At 74.7% G+C, this 16,474-nt stretch carries 18 protein-coding genes; 7 read left to right on the top strand and 11 right to left on the bottom strand.

Annotated elements, in window-relative coordinates; all coding sequences use genetic code 11:
• Positions 1-121: 121 nt before the first annotated feature.
• Entirely contained in the window at positions 122-481 is a 360-nt protein-coding gene (locus tag ACFWP2_RS02745) for a hypothetical protein (protein WP_380447593.1), read from the top strand.
• A gap of 78 nt (positions 482-559) precedes the next feature.
• Here the strand turns inward: ACFWP2_RS02745 and ACFWP2_RS02740 are convergent, their stop codons facing one another.
• Both ACFWP2_RS02740 and ACFWP2_RS02735 read right to left on the bottom strand, forming a co-directional pair.
• Positions 560-1,435, bottom strand: a complete 876-nt coding sequence (locus tag ACFWP2_RS02740; protein ID WP_380447591.1) for a LysR family transcriptional regulator — start codon at positions 1,433-1,435, stop codon at positions 560-562.
• 151 nt (positions 1,436-1,586) lie between these two features.
• Complete coding sequence (locus ACFWP2_RS02735) at positions 1,587-2,549, bottom strand: PRC and DUF2382 domain-containing protein (RefSeq protein WP_380447589.1); 963 nt, start codon at positions 2,547-2,549, stop codon at positions 1,587-1,589.
• 199 nt (positions 2,550-2,748) lie between these two features.
• Between ACFWP2_RS02735 and ACFWP2_RS02730 the strand changes: the two genes are divergently transcribed.
• Entirely contained in the window at positions 2,749-3,117 is a 369-nt protein-coding gene (locus ACFWP2_RS02730; protein ID WP_360348212.1) for a nuclear transport factor 2 family protein, read from the top strand.
• Between the two features lie 84 nt (positions 3,118-3,201).
• Here ACFWP2_RS02730 and ACFWP2_RS02725 read toward each other — a convergent pair whose 3' ends face one another.
• From ACFWP2_RS02725 to ACFWP2_RS02710, 4 genes are all read right to left on the bottom strand, one after another.
• Positions 3,202-4,002 carry a hypothetical protein gene (locus ACFWP2_RS02725; protein ID WP_380447586.1) on the bottom strand — a complete coding sequence of 267 codons (801 nt, stop codon included), beginning with the start codon at positions 4,000-4,002 and terminating at the stop codon, positions 3,202-3,204.
• 129 nt (positions 4,003-4,131) lie between these two features.
• Entirely contained in the window at positions 4,132-4,545 is a 414-nt protein-coding gene (locus tag ACFWP2_RS02720; RefSeq protein ID WP_380447584.1) for a VOC family protein, read from the bottom strand.
• 72 nt (positions 4,546-4,617) lie between these two features.
• The gene (locus ACFWP2_RS02715; protein ID WP_380448185.1) at positions 4,618-5,658 is read right to left on the bottom strand and encodes a fatty acid desaturase family protein; all 1,041 of its coding nucleotides are present in this window, start codon (positions 5,656-5,658) and stop codon (positions 4,618-4,620) included.
• A gap of 172 nt (positions 5,659-5,830) precedes the next feature.
• Complete coding sequence (locus ACFWP2_RS02710; RefSeq protein ID WP_380447582.1) at positions 5,831-6,436, bottom strand: TetR/AcrR family transcriptional regulator; 606 nt, start codon at positions 6,434-6,436, stop codon at positions 5,831-5,833.
• Between the two features lie 69 nt (positions 6,437-6,505).
• On the opposite strand from ACFWP2_RS02710, the gene ACFWP2_RS02705 reads away from it, so the two are divergent.
• Entirely contained in the window at positions 6,506-7,378 is an 873-nt protein-coding gene (locus tag ACFWP2_RS02705; RefSeq protein ID WP_380447580.1) for an alpha/beta fold hydrolase, read from the top strand.
• A gap of 92 nt (positions 7,379-7,470) precedes the next feature.
• Here ACFWP2_RS02705 and ACFWP2_RS02700 read toward each other — a convergent pair whose 3' ends face one another.
• Both ACFWP2_RS02700 and ACFWP2_RS02695 read right to left on the bottom strand, forming a co-directional pair.
• On the bottom strand, positions 7,471-8,082 hold the full coding sequence (locus tag ACFWP2_RS02700) for a TetR/AcrR family transcriptional regulator (protein WP_380447578.1): 612 nt from the start codon (positions 8,080-8,082) through the stop codon (positions 7,471-7,473).
• A 166-nt stretch (positions 8,083-8,248) separates the two neighbouring features.
• Entirely contained in the window at positions 8,249-9,022 is a 774-nt protein-coding gene (locus tag ACFWP2_RS02695; protein ID WP_380447576.1) for an SDR family NAD(P)-dependent oxidoreductase, read from the bottom strand.
• Positions 9,023-9,164: 142 nt separating this feature from the next.
• On the opposite strand from ACFWP2_RS02695, the gene ACFWP2_RS02690 reads away from it, so the two are divergent.
• Positions 9,165-9,800 (top strand): NAD(P)-dependent oxidoreductase, encoded by a 636-nt coding sequence (locus ACFWP2_RS02690; RefSeq protein WP_380447574.1) that lies wholly within the window; start codon positions 9,165-9,167, stop codon positions 9,798-9,800.
• 50 nt (positions 9,801-9,850) lie between these two features.
• Here ACFWP2_RS02690 and ACFWP2_RS02685 read toward each other — a convergent pair whose 3' ends face one another.
• A complete protein-coding gene (locus ACFWP2_RS02685; protein WP_380447572.1) occupies positions 9,851-10,804 on the bottom strand; it encodes a hypothetical protein in 954 nt (317 codons plus the stop codon).
• A 170-nt stretch (positions 10,805-10,974) separates the two neighbouring features.
• Between ACFWP2_RS02685 and ACFWP2_RS02680 the strand changes: the two genes are divergently transcribed.
• Complete coding sequence (locus ACFWP2_RS02680; RefSeq protein ID WP_380447570.1) at positions 10,975-13,476, top strand: helicase-associated domain-containing protein; 2,502 nt, start codon at positions 10,975-10,977, stop codon at positions 13,474-13,476.
• An 11-nt stretch (positions 13,477-13,487) separates the two neighbouring features.
• Here ACFWP2_RS02680 and ACFWP2_RS02675 read toward each other — a convergent pair whose 3' ends face one another.
• On the bottom strand, positions 13,488-13,742 hold the full coding sequence (locus ACFWP2_RS02675) for a hypothetical protein (RefSeq protein ID WP_049652328.1): 255 nt from the start codon (positions 13,740-13,742) through the stop codon (positions 13,488-13,490).
• Positions 13,743-13,850: 108 nt separating this feature from the next.
• Here ACFWP2_RS02675 and ACFWP2_RS02670 point away from each other — a divergent pair, with 108 nt between their 5' ends.
• Positions 13,851-14,252, top strand: a complete 402-nt coding sequence (locus tag ACFWP2_RS02670; RefSeq protein WP_380447568.1) for a hypothetical protein — start codon at positions 13,851-13,853, stop codon at positions 14,250-14,252.
• A gap of 82 nt (positions 14,253-14,334) precedes the next feature.
• A complete protein-coding gene (locus tag ACFWP2_RS02665) occupies positions 14,335-15,972 on the top strand; it encodes a DNA repair helicase XPB (RefSeq protein ID WP_380447566.1) in 1,638 nt (545 codons plus the stop codon).
• Positions 15,973-15,978: 6 nt separating this feature from the next.
• Here the strand turns inward: ACFWP2_RS02665 and ACFWP2_RS02660 are convergent, their stop codons facing one another.
• On the bottom strand, positions 15,979-16,140 hold the full coding sequence (locus ACFWP2_RS02660; RefSeq protein ID WP_380447564.1) for a hypothetical protein: 162 nt from the start codon (positions 16,138-16,140) through the stop codon (positions 15,979-15,981).
• Between the last annotated feature and the right edge of the window lie 334 nt (positions 16,141-16,474).

The following is a 16,474-nucleotide window of genomic DNA, read 5'->3' as shown; positions in this document are numbered from 1 at the left end:
ATGATGTTCCGGGCCCGATCGTTCCGGCCGCGGGCTAGGGTCGCTCCAGTCCCACTGAACTCCGGCGCCACACGGCCGTCGTGCGGTGCCGCACGGACCTGCCCGATTGGACTGGTGTGCGATGAACAGGATGTACCAGCGCCCGGTGGACCGTCCGTCGACCGCGACCACCCGGAGCCGGCTCGCCTCCGCCGCGGGGGCCGCCGCACTGATGGCGTGCGTCCTCACCGGCGTCGCGGTCGGCGTGGCGGGCGCCGCGACCGCCGCCCCCGCCTCGGTGCCCACACCCGCCGTCACCGTGTACCGCGTGGCCGGTGCCGACCAGGCCGCCGTACCGGCGCAGCCCGCCGCCACCCAGGTCTTCGCCCCGGCGGCCACCCAGGTCGCGGCCCCGGCCGCCACCCAGGTCTTCGCCCCCGCCGCGCAGCCCGTCGCCGCCCCCGCGCCCGCACCCGCCCCCCGGCCCGCCGCGGCCGGCTGAGCCGAACCCGCACCCGGGCTCGGTGCCGGGCGGACGACCCGCGTCCGGTGCCGGGCGAGCGACCCGCGCGCCCGGCGGTCAGTCCGACCGCAGTGCGGCGGCGAGCCTCGCCCGCAACAGCCGTACCGCCGGGGACGGTAGGTCGCCGCGGGCGACCAGGCCGAGCCGGGCGCGGGTGGCGGCGTCGGCCAGCGGGACGGCCCGCAGCCCGGCGCCCGCGGCGGAGGAGGCGCTGAGGACGGCCACGCCGGCGCCGCGCTCGGCGAGCCGGAGCAGGGCGACCGGGGAGCTGGCCTCGATGTCCACCCGCGGGTCCAGGCCGAGCCGCCGGCAGGAGTCCTGGTAGGCGGCGCGGATGCCGGTACCCCGGGAGAGACCGAGGATCTTCTCGCCCCGCAGGTCCGCGAGTCGCAGCCGCGCCCGGTCCAGCGGGTGCCCGACGGGGACGACGGCCGCGATCGGCTCGTCGACGGCGACGGTGACCTCCAGGCCCGGGGAGACCTCGCCCGCGTAGCCGATCAGGGCCAGGTCGAGCGAGCCGGCCAGGACCTGCGCCTGGAGGTCCTCGGAGTGCCCCTCGTGCAGGCTGAGTTCGATGCCGGGGTGGCTGCGGCCGAGATCGGCGACGGCGTCCAGGAACGGCGGGATCGAGCAGCCCGTGATCATGCCGAGCCGGACCCGGCCGCGGACGGCGTCGGCGAACTCGGCGGCGGTGTGCCGGATGGCGTCGAGGGTGGCCAGGGCGTTCTTCGCCAGCGGGAGGACCGCCTCGCCCACCGGGGTGAGGCGCACCTGCCGGCCGGCCCGGTCGAGCAGCTGCTGGCCCAGTTCACGCTCCAGCTTGGCCACTTGGGTACTGATGCCGGACTGGCTCACGTGCAGCCGGGCAGCGGCGGCGGTGAAGGTGCCCTCGTCGACCACGGCGGCGAAGTAGCGCAGCTGGTGCATCTCCATGACCGGTGACGATATTCGACCGGGTGCGCCATCCGCTCGACCGATCGGCCGAGCGGGTCGGCGGACACCGCCGGCGGGCACCCCTGTCGGCGGACACCCGGGCCGCGGCCGCGCGGAGCGATCACGGCCCGGCGGACGTCACCGGCGGACGTCAGCGGCGCTGGTCCTTGCCCCGGATCTCCTTGCCGGGCATCCGCGCCGTCCCCCCGTCGGGCAGCTCGGCCTCGATGCGCTCCTTGCGCACCCGGCCGGTGACGGTCTGCTCCTCGACGCGTTCCTCGGTCACCAGCCGTACGCGCTCGACCGGGACGGCCTCGGTGCGCACGACCGGCCGCTCCGCGTGCAGGGTGACCTCGTACTCGGCCTCCGCGATGGACTCGCCGGACATCGCGGCACCCCGGTCGGCCGCGGTGATGGGTTCGTGCTCGATGTGGACCTCCTCGTGCCGCACCGGCACGGTCTGCCGTTCCTCCTCGGTGACGACGTACTTGCGCAGCTTCGCGTGGCCGGCTTCGTACCGCTCGACGCCGACGCGCAGCCGCTCCTCGGAACGGGTCATCGCACCGTCCTTGCCCGGGTGGACACCGGTCCGCCCGGTGGCGGAGGCGGCACCCGGAGCCGCGCCGGCGCGCGTGGCGGCGGTCGGCGTCGCGCCGGCCCGGCCGGTCACGGCGGCGCCGGTCACGGCGGCGGCACCGGTCGTGCCGGTCGCACCGATGCGGCCGGTCGTGGCGGTACGGCTCGCCGTGGCGGCGGTCCCGGCTGCGGCCCCGGCGGCGGCCTGCTTCCGGCCCCCGTTCCCGATGCCGTAGTACTGGTAGAGCCGGTGTTCCTCCCGCTCGGAGAGGTGCCCGCCACGGTCCACGTCCACCAGCGGCGCGTCCTTGACCTTCTCCTTGAGGTACGGCACCTCCAAGTGCTCGCCGACGACCCGGGCGTCCCGGATCGGCACGAACGACTCGCTCGCCCCGAACCATCCGGTCTTGACGCTGACCCACTCCGGCTTGCCGGTGACGTCGTCGAGGAACATGTGGTCCGCCTTGCCGATCCGGTTGCCCCGGGCGTCGTGGACGGGCTGGTGCAGCATGGAACGGGCCTGCTGTTCAGTGATCACGATTCACGCCTCCTTCACGTTCCAGCGATGGGCGCCTTACCGGCCCGGACAGCCCGAAACCACTTCAGCTGACTTTCACTCAGCGTGATGGCGACGGCCCGCCGATCACGCAGCGCACCCTTCTTCCATCATCAGCAGAGATGGGATCCATCTGATTCATCCGTTGGACGGATGGCTGCGGCGGCCGGAGGATGGAGGCATGACGACGACGAAGACCGCGCGTGAGCTTGCCGAGACCTACTTCACCGCCTGGGAGGCGGGCGACTTCGAGACCGTCCGGGGACTGCTGGCCGAGGACGTCGACTTCGTCGGCGCACTGGGGACGGCCTCCGGAGTGGAGGAGGCGCTGGCCGGACTGAAGGGGCTCGGACAGGTGCTGGAGAAGATCGACGTGAAGGTCCGGGTGGCCGAGGGCGACGAGGTGATCACCTGGTTCGAGCTGTGCACGAGCATCGCCCCGCCGGCGCCCACGGCGAACTGGATGCACGTCGAGGACGGGAGGATCGCCCGGATCCGGGTCACCTTCGACCCGCGCGGCCTGCTGGCCGGCTTCGAGCGCAAGGCCTGAGGCCCGACCGGGCCGAGGCCCGACCGCCCGACCGCCCCGAGGCCCAACCGGCCCGATCCGCACGAGGGTTGAGCCGCCGCCGCCCTACCCGCCCTGCCCCTGCGCGTACCTGGTCGTGAAGCAGAGCACCGCCACGTACCGGCCCTCGGCCGGCTTGGTGACCTCGCCCGGGCGCACCGGCTGCCAGGTCAGGTACTCGGACCGCTGCCCCTCGTCGTTCCGGTAGCGCCGGCCGCCGTACTCCTCGTACCAGTGGTCCTCGCCGAAGGTCAGGAGTTCGGAGCCCGGCAGCAGGGCGACGTTCACGGCCAGTTCCGTCCGGACCGCCTCGCCGCCCGTCGCCGGCTCGAACTCCACGGACGGGGAGATCGGCCTGGCCGCCGCCTCCGCGACCTCCTCCGGGGTCGCGTCGTCGGGCGGCTGGTGGGCGTACTCGTCGGCCGCCACCAGGCCCGGCCACCGCTGCGAACTCCGCCAGCCCTGTTCGTCCAGGTACCGGTCCAGATCGGCCAGCCGGGAGCGGACGTCGCCGCCGTCGAAGGCCAGGTAGACGTTCACCGTCCGCTCGCAGGCCACCGGCAGCCACTTGCCCCGGATCCACAGGTCACCGCGGTAGTCCGTGCGGCAGACGTCGACCGTCGACCTCCCCAAGCCCTGGGTCCAGGGCAGCAGTTCGGGCAGCCGGTCGACCCGGCCGGCCATCCGCTCCTCGGCCGCCCGGCGGGCCTCCCCGGTCGCCGGGTCGTGCGCCAGCCCCTGGACGTCCGGCGGGGCGGGGATGGCCGTGTCGCGGTAGAGCCGCCACCCCGCCCAGCTGCCGAACACGACCGCCACACCCAGGACCGCGATCATCGCCCATCGCAGCCAGAACCGAACCACACCCACCTCCGGCCTCCGCCCACTCCGTCCGGGCATCGTACGGGCGCGAACGCGGATCCGGACGGTCGGTGCCGCCGTACGGCGGGCCCGTACGGGACGCCGGCGGATCCGACCTCCCGTACGGGCCACCGGCGTTCAGGCCTTACCGTCGACCTGCCAGGCGGCCCGCTGGCGCAGCGCGATCCGGTTCCCGTCCGGGTCGACCGCCTCGATCCGGATGCCGAAGCCGTAGTCCTCCGGCTCCGGCTGGTCGAACGTCACGCCGCGCTCGCGCAGCAGCTCGAAGTCCGCCCGCAGGTCGTCGAATTCGAGGAAGACCGGCCCGGGCACGCCCGCTCCGGGCTGCCACCCGGCCGCCAGTCCGGCCGAGGCCGGGTGCGGCCACAGGACGATCTCCAGCGCACTGCCCGGGACGGCCACGGTGAGGAACCGCCCGTCCGGGCCCGGGTGGTCGATCCGCTTCTCCAGGCCGAGCCCGTCGACGTAGAACCCGAGGGCGCGGTCCTGGTCGGTCACGTAGACCGTCACGTACATGATGTTCTTCAGCATCGGGCTGTTCCTCCGTACCGTCGGTGGTGTCCTGCCGCTCCACCGACGGATCCCGGCGGGCGGATGTGACGCTCACCCGCCGGAGCGGATCGGCTCGCCCGCCCGGTGCAGGTGGGCGAAGATCTCCCGGTAGGAGCGGAACAGGCCCACCTCGCAGTAGGGGACGCCCTTCTCGGCGCAGAACTCCCGGGTGATCCGGGCGGCGCGGCCGAGCGCCGGGGTCGGCATGCTGGGGAACAGGTGGTGCTCCACCTGGTAGTTGAGGCCGCCCATCACCGCGTCGACGACCACCCCGCCGCGCACGTTGCGCGAGGTGAGCACCTGGCGGCGCAGGAAGTCGAGCTTCATCCCGGGCGTCACCATCAGCATGCCCTTGTGGTTCGGGGCGAAGACGCAGCCCAGGTAGACACCGAGCAGCGCCTGGTGGACGGCGAGGAAGGCGACCGCCTTGCCGGCCGGGAGCGCGGCGAACACCAGGCCGAAGTAGCCGACGAAGTGGACCACCAGCAGCACGCCCTCCAGCACCGGGCGCTTCATGACGGGGCTGCGCAGCGCGCGGAAGCTGTTGAAGCTGAGGTTGAGGCCCTCCAGCAGGAGCAGCGGGAGGAACAGGTACGCCTGCCGGCGGCCGATGAACCGGGCGAGGCCGCTCGCCTGCCGGGCCTGCCGCTTGGACCACACCAGGAGTTCGGGGGCGACGTCCGGGTCCCGCTCCTCGTGGTTCGGGTTGGCGTGGTGGCGGGTGTGCTTGTTCATCCACCAGCCGTAGCTCATGCCCATCAGCAGGTTGGCGGCGATCCGGCCGCCGATCTCGCTGGGCACCCGCCGGTCGAAGACCTGCCGGTGCGCCAGGTCGTGGGAGAGCAGGCCGATCTGGGCGAAGACGACGGACATCGCCGCCGCCAGACCGAGCTGCCACCAGGTGTCGCCCAGCGCGAACAGGGCGTACCAGCCGCCGAGGAAGGCGGCGAGCACCAGGCCCGCACGGGCGGCGTAGTAGCCGGGGCGCCGGTCGAGCAGGCCCTCGGCGGCTATCCGGCGGGTCAACTGGGCGAAGTCGCTGCCACCGCTCCCCGGCCGGGGGAAGGGGGCTTCGGGCGCTTCGGTCGTCATCACGGGCTGCGCGGGCATGCCCCGAGTCTGCTGGCGGCCGGCCTGCCGCAGAACGGGGAAAGCACCCGTCCCGTACGGGTGTTAACCCCCCTGCCGCGAGGGGTGCCGACCCGCCGGTGGTCCGCCGCGACGGCCCGCCGGTGGCCCGCCGAGTCGGCCGCCGGGTGGGCCGTCAGCCCGCTTCCGGGCGCCCGAACAGCTCGTCCAGGTGGTACGCGAGGACCGCGAGCGCCTGCTCGCCGGTGCGCTGACCGCCCAGGACGCTGGAGCCGAGCCCGTTGACCATCGCCAGCAGCCCGGCCGCGACCGCGTCGACGTCCCGCTCCGGCCCGATCTCCCCGGCCTGCTGCGCCGCGCGGAGCTGCTTGGCGAGGAAGCCCTCCAGCACGACCGGCGGCTGCGCGGCCTGCTTCGCCAGCACCTCGGGGTCGCCGAGCACCAAGGTGTAGTACGCCGCGTACGTCCTGGTGATCCGGCGGCTCTCGGCGTCCGTCGGCAGGATGCAGGACAGGATCGCCGTCACCACCTCCCGGGGGGCGCGCGCCGGGCCGATCCACCGCTCCATCCGGGCCTGGAGCTGGGTGCCGAGCCTGGCCAGGGCGTCCAGCAGCAGCCCCTCCTTGGTCGTGAAGTAGTACTGCACGAGCCGCAGGGAGACGCCGGCCTCGGTCGCGACCGCCCGCATGCTGGCGGACTGCAGGCCCTGGGTGTCGGCGATGCGCAGCAGGGCCTCGGCGATCTGCCGGCGGCGTTCCTCGTGGTCGACCTTCGCGGTCATGTTCCGGCCTCCGTACGTTCGACCCGTCCTCTTGGTACACCCGTATCATGCATGTGATACACATGTACCATGCGAATCAGCGAGTTCAGGAACGGCAAGGCCGAAGCCCGCTTCCGCACCGCCTACGAGCGCGCGCTGACCGAACTCGGGCCCCGGCCGTGGACGCCGCTCGACGTCCCCACCGGCTACGGCACCACCCGCGTCTACCGCACGGGCCCCGCCGAAGGACGGCCGATCGTGCTGCTGCCCGGCTCCGGAGGCAACGCGCTGATGTGGCACGCCCACCTCGACGCCCTCGCCGCGCGGCACCCCGTGATCGCCGTGGACACCGTCGGCGAACCGGGCGCCAGCGTGCAGAGCGCCCCCGTCGCGGACGGCCGCGACGCCGCCGCCTGGCTGGAGGAACTGCTCACCGCCCTCGACCTGCCCGCCGCCCACCTGGTCGGCTGCTCCTACGGCGGCTGGATCGCCCTCAACCACCAGATCCACCACCCCGGCCGGACCACCGGGCTCACCCTGGTCGACACGGCGGGCCTGGCCGATCCCGGCCGCCGCTTCTACACCTGGATCATCCTCGGCGGTCTCGCCGCCCTGGCCCCGCGCCCGCTGCGCCCCCGGCTGGCCCGGCTGGTCGGCAACAGCGCCGTCCTGGAGACCGAACTGATGGCCCTGGTCCGCGCCTCGACGGGCTTCCGCCGCCGACTGCCCCCGGCCACCACCCTCACCGACGAGGAACTCGGCCGCCTCACCGCCCCCGCCCTCTTCCTCCTCGGCGAGCGCAGCGCCCTGCACGACTCCCGGGCCGTCGCCGAGCGCGTGCACCGGCTGGTGCCCGCCGCCCGGGTCGAGATCGTCCCCGGCGCGGGGCACTCGCTGCCCACCGACGACCCGGCGGCGGTGACCGCCGGCATCCTCGGGATGGCCGCGCGGCGGGCCGGCTGACCGGCCGCCCGCTCCACCGGGCCCCCGCCGGCGCCGGTGCGGCTACGCCTCGCTGCCCTCGACGCCTCGGAGCGCGGGCGGTCCGCCGTCCGCTACGGCCGCTCCGCCGCCCCGCCGAGGGCGGCGCGGACCAGGCGGGTGACGGCCGGGGTGGCGACGGTCAGATCGCCTCCCCCGTCCGGGGCAGCCGCCTCCGCCGCCAGCGCGTCGTAGGTCTCGAAGGCGGTGAGGACGAAGAGCAGGCTCGCCGCGTCCGGCGGGGCGGCGGGCAGGCGACCGGTCAGGACGGCGGCGCCCTCGCGGCGGCGGGCGTCGCGGTCGGCGATGACCCGGCCCACCTCGTCGTCGAGCGCGGCGAGGGCCCGCAGCCGACGGGTGCAGACCCGGTCGACCGCCCAGAAGCCGCCCATCACCTCGACGAAACGGTCCACCGCCGCCCAGGGGTCGGCCAGGGTGAAGGCCTCGGCGAGCCCGGCCATCCCGCCCTGGGCGGCGAGGGCGTCGCAGACCGCCTCCAGCAGGCCCGCCTTGGAGCCGAACTGGTAGTAGACGGTCGCCCGGGCGACGTCCGCGCGGCGGGCGACGGCGTCCAGCGAGACCCCGCCGGTCTCGGCCAGGTGCGCACGGGCGGCCGCGACGATCCGGGCGCGGGTCTCGTCGACCTCCGCCTGCCGCTGTCCCATCCGGTAGGACCGGGGGCTCATCCCGCTCGCCTCCACTCGTTCCGCTCGTCCGCGTGAACTGGCAGTATCGCCGATCGGTCCGCCCGGGCCGGGCCGCCCGTGAGCCCGCCGGGCCCCCGGAGCCTCCGAGGGGCCGCCCCCGAGCCCGCGAGGGGCCACCCCGAAGCCCACCGGGCGGCCCCACCGCTCAGAGCATGATCCGCCCGCCGCTGACATCCAGGGTCTGCCCGGTGATCCAGGAAGACGCGTCGGAGCCCAGGAAGAGCGCGGCCGAGGCGACGTCCACCGGCTCGCCGAGGCGGCCCAGCGGGTGCGCGGCGGCGACCGAGGCCTGCACCTCGGGCGGCATCCGCTCGGCGGTCCGCTCGGTGCGGACGGCACCCGGCGCGATGGCGTTGACCCGCACGCCCTCGCCGGCGACCTCCAGGGCGAGGTGCCGGGTGAACATCAGCACGCCCGCCTTGGCCGTGGCGTACGCGGCGGAGGCGCCGCTGGGCAGCCGGCCCGCCGTGGAGGCCATCGTGACGATCGACCCGCTGCCGCGCTCCAGCAGGCCGGGCAGGAAGGCCTGGACGGTGAGGAAGGTGGCGGTGAGGTTGCCGTCCAGCACGGCCCGCCAGTGCTCCTCGGTCTCGCGGACGGTCGGCACCGGGTAGCCGTCGCCGCCGGCGAAGGCGGCCAGGACGTCGACCGGGCCGAGGTCCTGCTCGATCCGGGCGGCGGCGGAGCCGAGCGCCGTCGCGTCCGTGCAGTCGGCGACCAGCCCGAATGCCCGGGCGCCCTCCGCCCGCAGTTCCCCGGCCACCGCCGTCAGCGCCGCCTCGTCGCGGCCGAGGACGGCGACGGCCGCGCCCTGTCGGGCGAAGGCCCGGGCGGTCTCCGCGCCGATGCCACGGCTGCCGCCGGCGATCACGACCACCCGGCCGTCCAGATCGGGGTACCGAGCCTGTCGAACTCCCATGTCCCATCGCTCCTTTGGGCTTGCACTCGCGGTGTGCTGTGGTTCACTTGATTTCATTCATACAGTCCGTCTGAATGAATGGCAAGCATCACAAGCACCGCAAGCCAGCCCCCGCGCCAACGGGAATCCCCAGGAGGAACCGATGAAGATCGCAGTCGTGGGCGCCACCGGACGCACCGGCCGCCTGGTGGTCGACCTCGCGCTGGCGGCCGGGCACACCGTCACCGCCGTCGCCCGTGACCCCGCCCGGCTACCGGCCCACGCGCACGGCACCGCGCTCACCGCGCGGGCCGACGTCAGCGAACCCGGCTCCCTGCACGGCCCGCTGAACGGCCAGGACGCCGTCGTCGCCACCCTCGGCAGTGCCGGCCGCGGGGCCACCACCGTCTTCTCCGACGGTGCCCGCGAGCTGACCGCGGCGGTACGGGCCGGCGGCGTCCGGCACCTGGTGACGATGAGCTCGGCCGGCCTGGACACCAGCCGGCTCCCGTTCGCCCAGCGGGTGGTGAGCAGGCTGGTGGTCGACCGGCTGTACCGGGAGATCCACCACGACCTCGCCCGGATGGAGGCGGTACTCGCCGGCTCCGACACCGCCTGGACGGTCGTCCGGGTGCCGATGCTCAAGGACGGACCGCCGTCCGCGGGCCCGCAGGTCTCGTACGACCGGCCGCTTCCCCGCGCCGGCACCGCCACCCGCGCCACCGTCGCCCGGTGGATCGTCGGCCACCTCGGCGACCCGGCGACCTTCCGCCACCTCGTCCACCTCGCCGACGACTGACCCGGTCACCGCGCGGACCGCACGCCGCCGAGGCCGGCGTCGGCCCCGGCTCAGCCCTGCTTCGGCGGGCGGCGGCGCATGGCGAGCAGCAGCAGGACCACCGCCGACAGCACCGCGGCCAGCCGCAGCACGTTCGGGGCCGACGACCAGCTGATCTGGCCCAGCGGCGAGCCCGACTGGAGGCCGCCGCCCTGCCCCCCGGCCTGCTTGGCCTGCCGCATGGAGTAGAGGGTGGTCGCGCTCATCGTGACCAGCGGGATGCCGAGGATCACGAACTTCCTTGCGAGGTCGGAGAGTTGGCGCGACAGGTAGCCGAGTCCCCAGCCGGCCAGCATGGCCGGGAGGAAGCCGGAGACCGCCCCGCCGACCAGCAGGGCACAGGAGAGCAGGAGCAGGGGAGAGGGCTTACGGGCGGGCGCGCCCTTCTCCGCCTCCTTGCCCTTGCTCTTCCCCTTCCCCTTGCCGGCGGTCTTCCCCTTCCCGGCGGCCCTCCCCTTGCCCGCGCCCTTCCCCGCCGGGGCCTCGGGCGGCGCGGGCGGAGCGGCGGGGGCCGCCTTGAACAAGCCCCTGCGCGGCTTCTTCCCCAGGTCCGCGGGGGTGGGCGCCGCCGGCTCCGGCGCCGCCTCGGCCTCCTCCCCGGTGCGCTGCTCGGGGATCGGCTTCGGCGCGGGCCGCGGCCCGTCCGAGAAGTCGAAGAGCGTCATCGTCCACGGGCCGGTGCTCGACACCGTCGTCGGCGGGGGCGCGTCCACCCGCTCCTCGAGGGCGTTCTCCGGCAGGTGCAGGGGTACGGACGGGATGCCGGCCGCGCTCGGCGCCGGCGGGTCGTACACGCTGTCGGGGTCGGGGTCGGGGACGGGGACGGGGTCGAAGTCCGGGACGGGCCCCGGGGCGGACGGAGCCCGCGCGGCGCCGCCGGAGCCGGAGTCCGCGTCGGCCTCCGGGCCGCCGCCCGGGCGCTCGCTCCACGGCCCGCTCTTGCGCCACCACTCGCCGTCCGTCATCACCGACCACCCCGCCTCGCCCGTACCGGCCGCCCACCGAACCGCCCTCGGCGTGACGCTACCCACCCCGCCCCCGCCCGCGCGAGTCCATCCGCGGGTCCGCGATGCGCCGGAGGTGCGACGGGACGAGGGACACCCCGTCGTCCCCGCGCCCGACTAACCTAGGTCGAATGACCACACAGCAGGGCCCTCAACGCCGGGGCAGGTCCGCCACCGGCCCGCGCACCCTCGCCGAGGAGCTGCGCGCCCGTCCCGACGACGCGCTCGCCGCCCTGCTCCGCTCCCGCCCCGACCTGCTGAACCCCGTCCCCGGCGACCTCACCCAGCTGTCCGCCCGGCTCTCCTCGCGCGCCTCCGCGCTGCGCGCCCTGGAGCGGCTCGACCGCTTCACCCTCCAGGTCGCCGAGGCGCTGGCCACCTCCCCGGACGGCACCTCGCTGAGCACCGTCCGCACCCTGCTGACCGGCCCGGCGAAGGTCAGGCCGCACCCCGGCGCAACCCCGCTCACCCCGGCCGACCGCTCCGCCGTCGCCACCGCCCTGCCCCGCGCGATCACCACCCTGCGCGACCGGGCGCTGCTCTGGGGCCCCGACAACGGGCTGCGGCTGGTCCTCGCCGTGCGCGAGGCGCTCGCCCCGACGGCCACCAACCCGGGCCGCACCGGCCTCGGCCCCACCTTGGCCGACGCCACCCTCGGCATGTCCCCGGCCCGGCTTCAGCAGCTGCTCGCCTCCGCCGGGCAGCCCGCCACCCCGGACCCGGTCAGCGCCGTCGCCGCGCTCACCGCCCTGCTCACCGACCGCGCCCGCTGCGCCGCGCTGCTCGACACCGCGCCCGAGGCCGCACTGCGCCTGCTGGAGCGGCTGGTCTGGGGGCCGCCCACCGGCACCGTCCCGGACGCCGCCCGCCCGGTCACCGCCGAGGACGCCCAGAGCCCGGTCGAGTGGCTGCTCGCCCGCGGCCTGCTGCTGCCCACCAGCCCCGGCAGCGTCGTGCTGCCCCGCGAACTCGCCCTGCACCTGCGCGGCGGCCGCACCCACCGCACCGTCGAACCGGTCCAGCCCGAGCCCGCGCCCGCCGCCGCCCCGCGCGATCCCCAGGCCGTGGACGGCGCCGCGGCCGGTCAGGCGCACACCGCGGTCAAGACCGTCGAGGAGCTGCTGGACGGCCTGGGCCTCACCCCGCCGCTGACCCTGCGCGCCGGCGGCCTCGGCGTCCGCGACCTCAAGCGCACCGCCCAGGCCCTGGAGAGCACCGAGCAGCAGACCGCCTTCTGGCTCGAACTCGCCTACACCGCGGGCCTGCTGGCCCCCGACGGCGAGGTGGACGAACGCTGGGCCCCCACCCCCGGGTACGACACCTGGCTGCACCTGGACACCGCCGAGCGCTGGTCCGTCCTGGCCACCGCCTGGCTCGCCGCCACCCGCGTCCCCGCCCTCGCCGGCACCCCGGACGGCCGCGGCAAACCCCGCGCCGCCCTCGGCCCCGAACTCGACCGCACCCTCGCCCCGTCCGTCCGCCGCGCCGCCCTCGCCCTGCTCGCCGAACTCCCGCCCGGCACCCCGGCCACCGCCGAGGAACTGCTGCCCACGCTGCGCTGGCAGCGCCCGCTGCGCGGCGGCCCCACCGGCCCGGACGGCCGCGAACTGCGCGACGAGCTCACCGCCTGGACCCTCGACGAGGCCGAACTCCTCGGCATCACCGGCCGCGGCGCCCTGGCCGCCCCCGCCCGCGCCCTGCTCACCGCCGAGTCCGACCCGGCCGAGGTGCTCGCCCCGCTGCTCCCGCAGCCGCTGGACCACGTGATCCTCCAGCCGGACCTCACCGCGATCGCCCCCGGCCCGCTGCTCACCCCGCTCGCCCAGGCCCTCGCCCTGTGCGCCGACATCGAGTCCAAGGGCGGCGCCACCGTCTACCGCTTCACCCCGGCCTCGGTGCGCCGCGCCCTCGACGCCGGCCGCACCGCCACCGACCTGCGGTCCTTCCTGGAGCAGCACAGCCGCACGCCCGTCCCGCAGCCGCTCGCCTACCTGATCGACGACGTCGCCCGCCGGCACGGCATCCTGCGGGTCGGCGCCGCCTCCTCCTACCTGCGCTGCGACGACCCGGCCCTGCTCGGCGAGGTGCTCGCCGACCGCCGCTCCGCCGACCTGCGGCTGCGGCTGCTCGCCCCCACCGTCCTCGCCTCCCAGGCCGCCCCGGACGTCCTGCTCGCCACCCTGCGCACCATGGGCTACGCCCCGGCCGCCGAGTCCGCCGAGGGAGACGTGCTGATCACCCGCCCGGACAGCCACCGCACCCCGCCCCGCACCTCCCCCGTGCCCGTCCCCGACGGCCCGCCCGCACCCGACGACACCCTGCTCGCGGCCGCCATCAAGGCCATCCGGGCCGGCGACCGCGCGGCCACCGCCACCCGCCGCGAGCCCGCCGCCGACCCGCGCCGGCTCCCCCGCACCGCCGCCGCCGAGACCCTCGCCGCCCTGCAGACGGCCGTCCTGCTCGGCGAGCGCATGTGGATCGGCTACCTCAACGCCGAGGGCATCGCCAGCCAGCGCATCATCGACCCGGTCAAGGTCGAAGGCGGCTTCGTCACCGCCTTCGACCACCACGCCGACGAACTCCGCACCTTCGCCCTGCACCGCATCACCGGCGTCGCGGAACTCGACGAGTGAGCCCGGGGCCCTCAGTGGCCCTGCTGCGCCTCCTTCATCTTGTCCTGGACCGCCTTGTCCGCCAGGCTGCCGATCTGCCCCTGCCCGACCGGCATCGAACCCCCGGTGACGGTGTCCGCCAGCAGGAACCCGGGCGCCGCCAGCAGGCCGCCGGGCCCCTCGCCGATGCCCGCGAGGGCGTGGGCCGAACCGGCCGAGGAGGCGGTGGCCGCGAAGGCCGAGCCCATCAGGGCGAGGGCGGTGAGAACACGCTTCGACTTCTTCATGGCCAGCCCAACGAGCGAGCACGCACCGTGGTCACTCGAAGTCATTGACGGGCCCGCCCCACCGGCGTAGTCCGGAAGCAGGGGGTTCCCGACAAGGAGGCACCCACCATGCTCGGCGATCGGATAGCGGAGCTCACCACCACGGAAACCGGCCGACGGGTCCTCCCCACGGTCGGCAGTCCCGCGCTGGAGGTCTCGATGACCGGCACCGGCCGGCTGCTCGGCCACCAGGTCCGGGAGTTCGCCAGCTACGAGTCCGAACTGCGGCCCGACGGCTCGCTGTTCGGCGAGGGCCAGGGCGTCGGCATGACGGACAAGGGCGAGACGTACAGCTGGCACGGCAGCGGCATCGGGCACTTCACCGAGGGCGGCGCGGTCAGCTGGCGCGGCAGCATCTACTTCGAGAGCACCGCCGACGCGTTCCTGCGCCTCAACGACCTGGTCGGCCTGTTCGAGTTCGACAACGACCCCCAGGGCAACGGCAGGTCCGTCCTGTACGAGTGGAAGTAGCCCGTCCACGTTCCCGGCGGAATGCGCGACACTGGAGGGTCTGCGTCAATCCACCCTGTCAGCCAGTGGAGGGCTTCCCCGCGTGAACGACGGACCGCTCATCGTCCAGAGCGACAAAACTCTTCTCCTGGAGATCGACCACCCCAGGGCCGCCGACTGTCGGCGCGCCATCGCGCCGTTCGCCGAGCTGGAACGGGCGCCCGAGCACGTGCACACGTACCGGGTGACGCCGCTCGGGCTGTGGAACGCGCGGGCCGCCGGGCACGACGCCGAGCAGGTGGTGGACGCCCTGGTGACGTACTCGCGCTACCCGGTGCCGCACGCGCTGCTGGTGGACGTGGCCGACACCATGGGCCGGTACGGACGCCTCCAGCTGCTCAAGCACCCGACCCACGGACTGGTGCTCACCACCACCGACCGGCCGGTGCTGGAGGAGGTGCTGCGCTCCAAGAAGATCGTCCCGCTGGTCGGCGCCCGGGTCGACCCCGACACCGTGGTGGTGCACCCCTCCGAGCGCGGGCAGATCAAGCAGGTCCTGCTCAAACTCGGCTGGCCCGCCGAGGACTTCGCCGGGTACGTGGACGGCGAGGCGCACCCGATCGACCTGGAGGAGGACGGCTGGCAGCTGCGCCCGTACCAGGCGCAGGCCGTCGAGGGTTTCTGGCACGGCGGCTCCGGCGTCGTGGTGCTGCCCTGCGGCGCCGGCAAGACGCTGGTCGGCGCGGCCGCGATGGCGCACGCCAAGTCGACCACGCTGATCCTGGTCACCAACACCGTCTCGGCCCGCCAGTGGAAGCACGAGCTGGTCAAGCGCACCTCGCTCACCGAGGACGAGATCGGCGAGTACAGCGGGACGAGGAAGGAGATCCGCCCGGTCACCATCGCCACCTACCAGGTGATGACGACCAAGCGGAAGGGCGTCTACGCCCACCTGGAACTGTTCGACGCCCGCAACTGGGGCCTGGTCGTCTACGACGAGGTGCACCTGCTGCCCGCGCCGGTGTTCAAGTTCACCGCCGACCTCCAGGCCCGCCGCCGGCTCGGCCTGACCGCCACGCTGGTGCGCGAGGACGGCCGCGAGGGCGACGTGTTCAGCCTGATCGGCCCCAAGCGCTTCGACGCGCCGTGGAAGGAGATCGAGGCGCAGGGCTACATCGCGCCCGCCGACTGCTGCGAGGTGCGGGTCACCCTGACCGACTCCGAGCGGCTCGCCTACGCGACCGCCGAGCCGGAGGAGCGCTACCGCTTCTGCGCCACCACGGCGACCAAGCGGCGGGTGGTGGAGGCGCTGGTCAAGAAGCACGAGAAGGACCAGACGCTGATCATCGGCCAGTACATCGACCAGCTGGACGAGCTCGGCGAGGCCCTGGACGCCCCGGTGATCAAGGGCGAGACCAGCAACGCCCAGCGCGAGAAGCTCTTCGACGCCTTCCGGAACAAGGAGATCGGCGTCCTGGTGGTCTCCAAGGTCGCGAACTTCTCGATCGACCTGCCCGAGGCCACCGTGGCCATCCAGGTCTCCGGGACCTTCGGCTCCCGCCAGGAGGAGGCCCAGCGCCTCGGCCGGGTGCTGCGCCCCAAGGCGGACGGCCACGCGGCGCACTTCTACTCGGTCGTCGCCCGGGACACCGTGGACCAGGACTTCGCCGCCCACCGGCAGCGCTTCCTGGCCGAGCAGGGCTACGCGTACCGGATCATCGACGCGGACGACGTGCTGTAGGACGGTTCAGTACCGGACACCGTCGCGCCCGAGGAAGATCACGCGCGCGGCGGTGTCCAGGGCGATGCCGACGTTGCGGACGGCGGTGCTCAGCGGGTTGCGGTGACGCCCGGAGACGGCGGTGGCGCCGGCCGGGCCGGGTCGGGGGGTGCGGTTCGTGGTGCTCATGTCTTCAACGGTAGGCACCCGAGCGGCCGACGGCATCACTCCAAAGGCCGTATCCGCAGGTGCACGGGTCGTCCCGGGGGTGTACGGCGGCCACCGACGCCCCTCAGGGACGACCCCGAGACCCGCCCGGCCGGAACCCCGAGACCCGCCCGGCCGGAACCCCGAGACCCGCCCGGCTGGAACCGCCGGGCCGACGGGTCTAAGATCGTCCGTCTGCCCCCTCCCGAACCGTGGTACCTGCTGAAGTCCCGCAGGCAGCCGGGGGAGGTGCCGACCGTTCGGCAACCGGTCGGCATACCCACCGTGAGCTCCAACGATCCGCTGCGCCCGCCAC

Source organism: Kitasatospora sp. NPDC058444, from assembly GCF_042721415.1.
Lineage (GTDB): Bacteria > Actinomycetota > Actinomycetes > Streptomycetales > Streptomycetaceae > Kitasatospora.
This window is presented reverse-complemented; position numbering and strand designations above follow the sequence as displayed.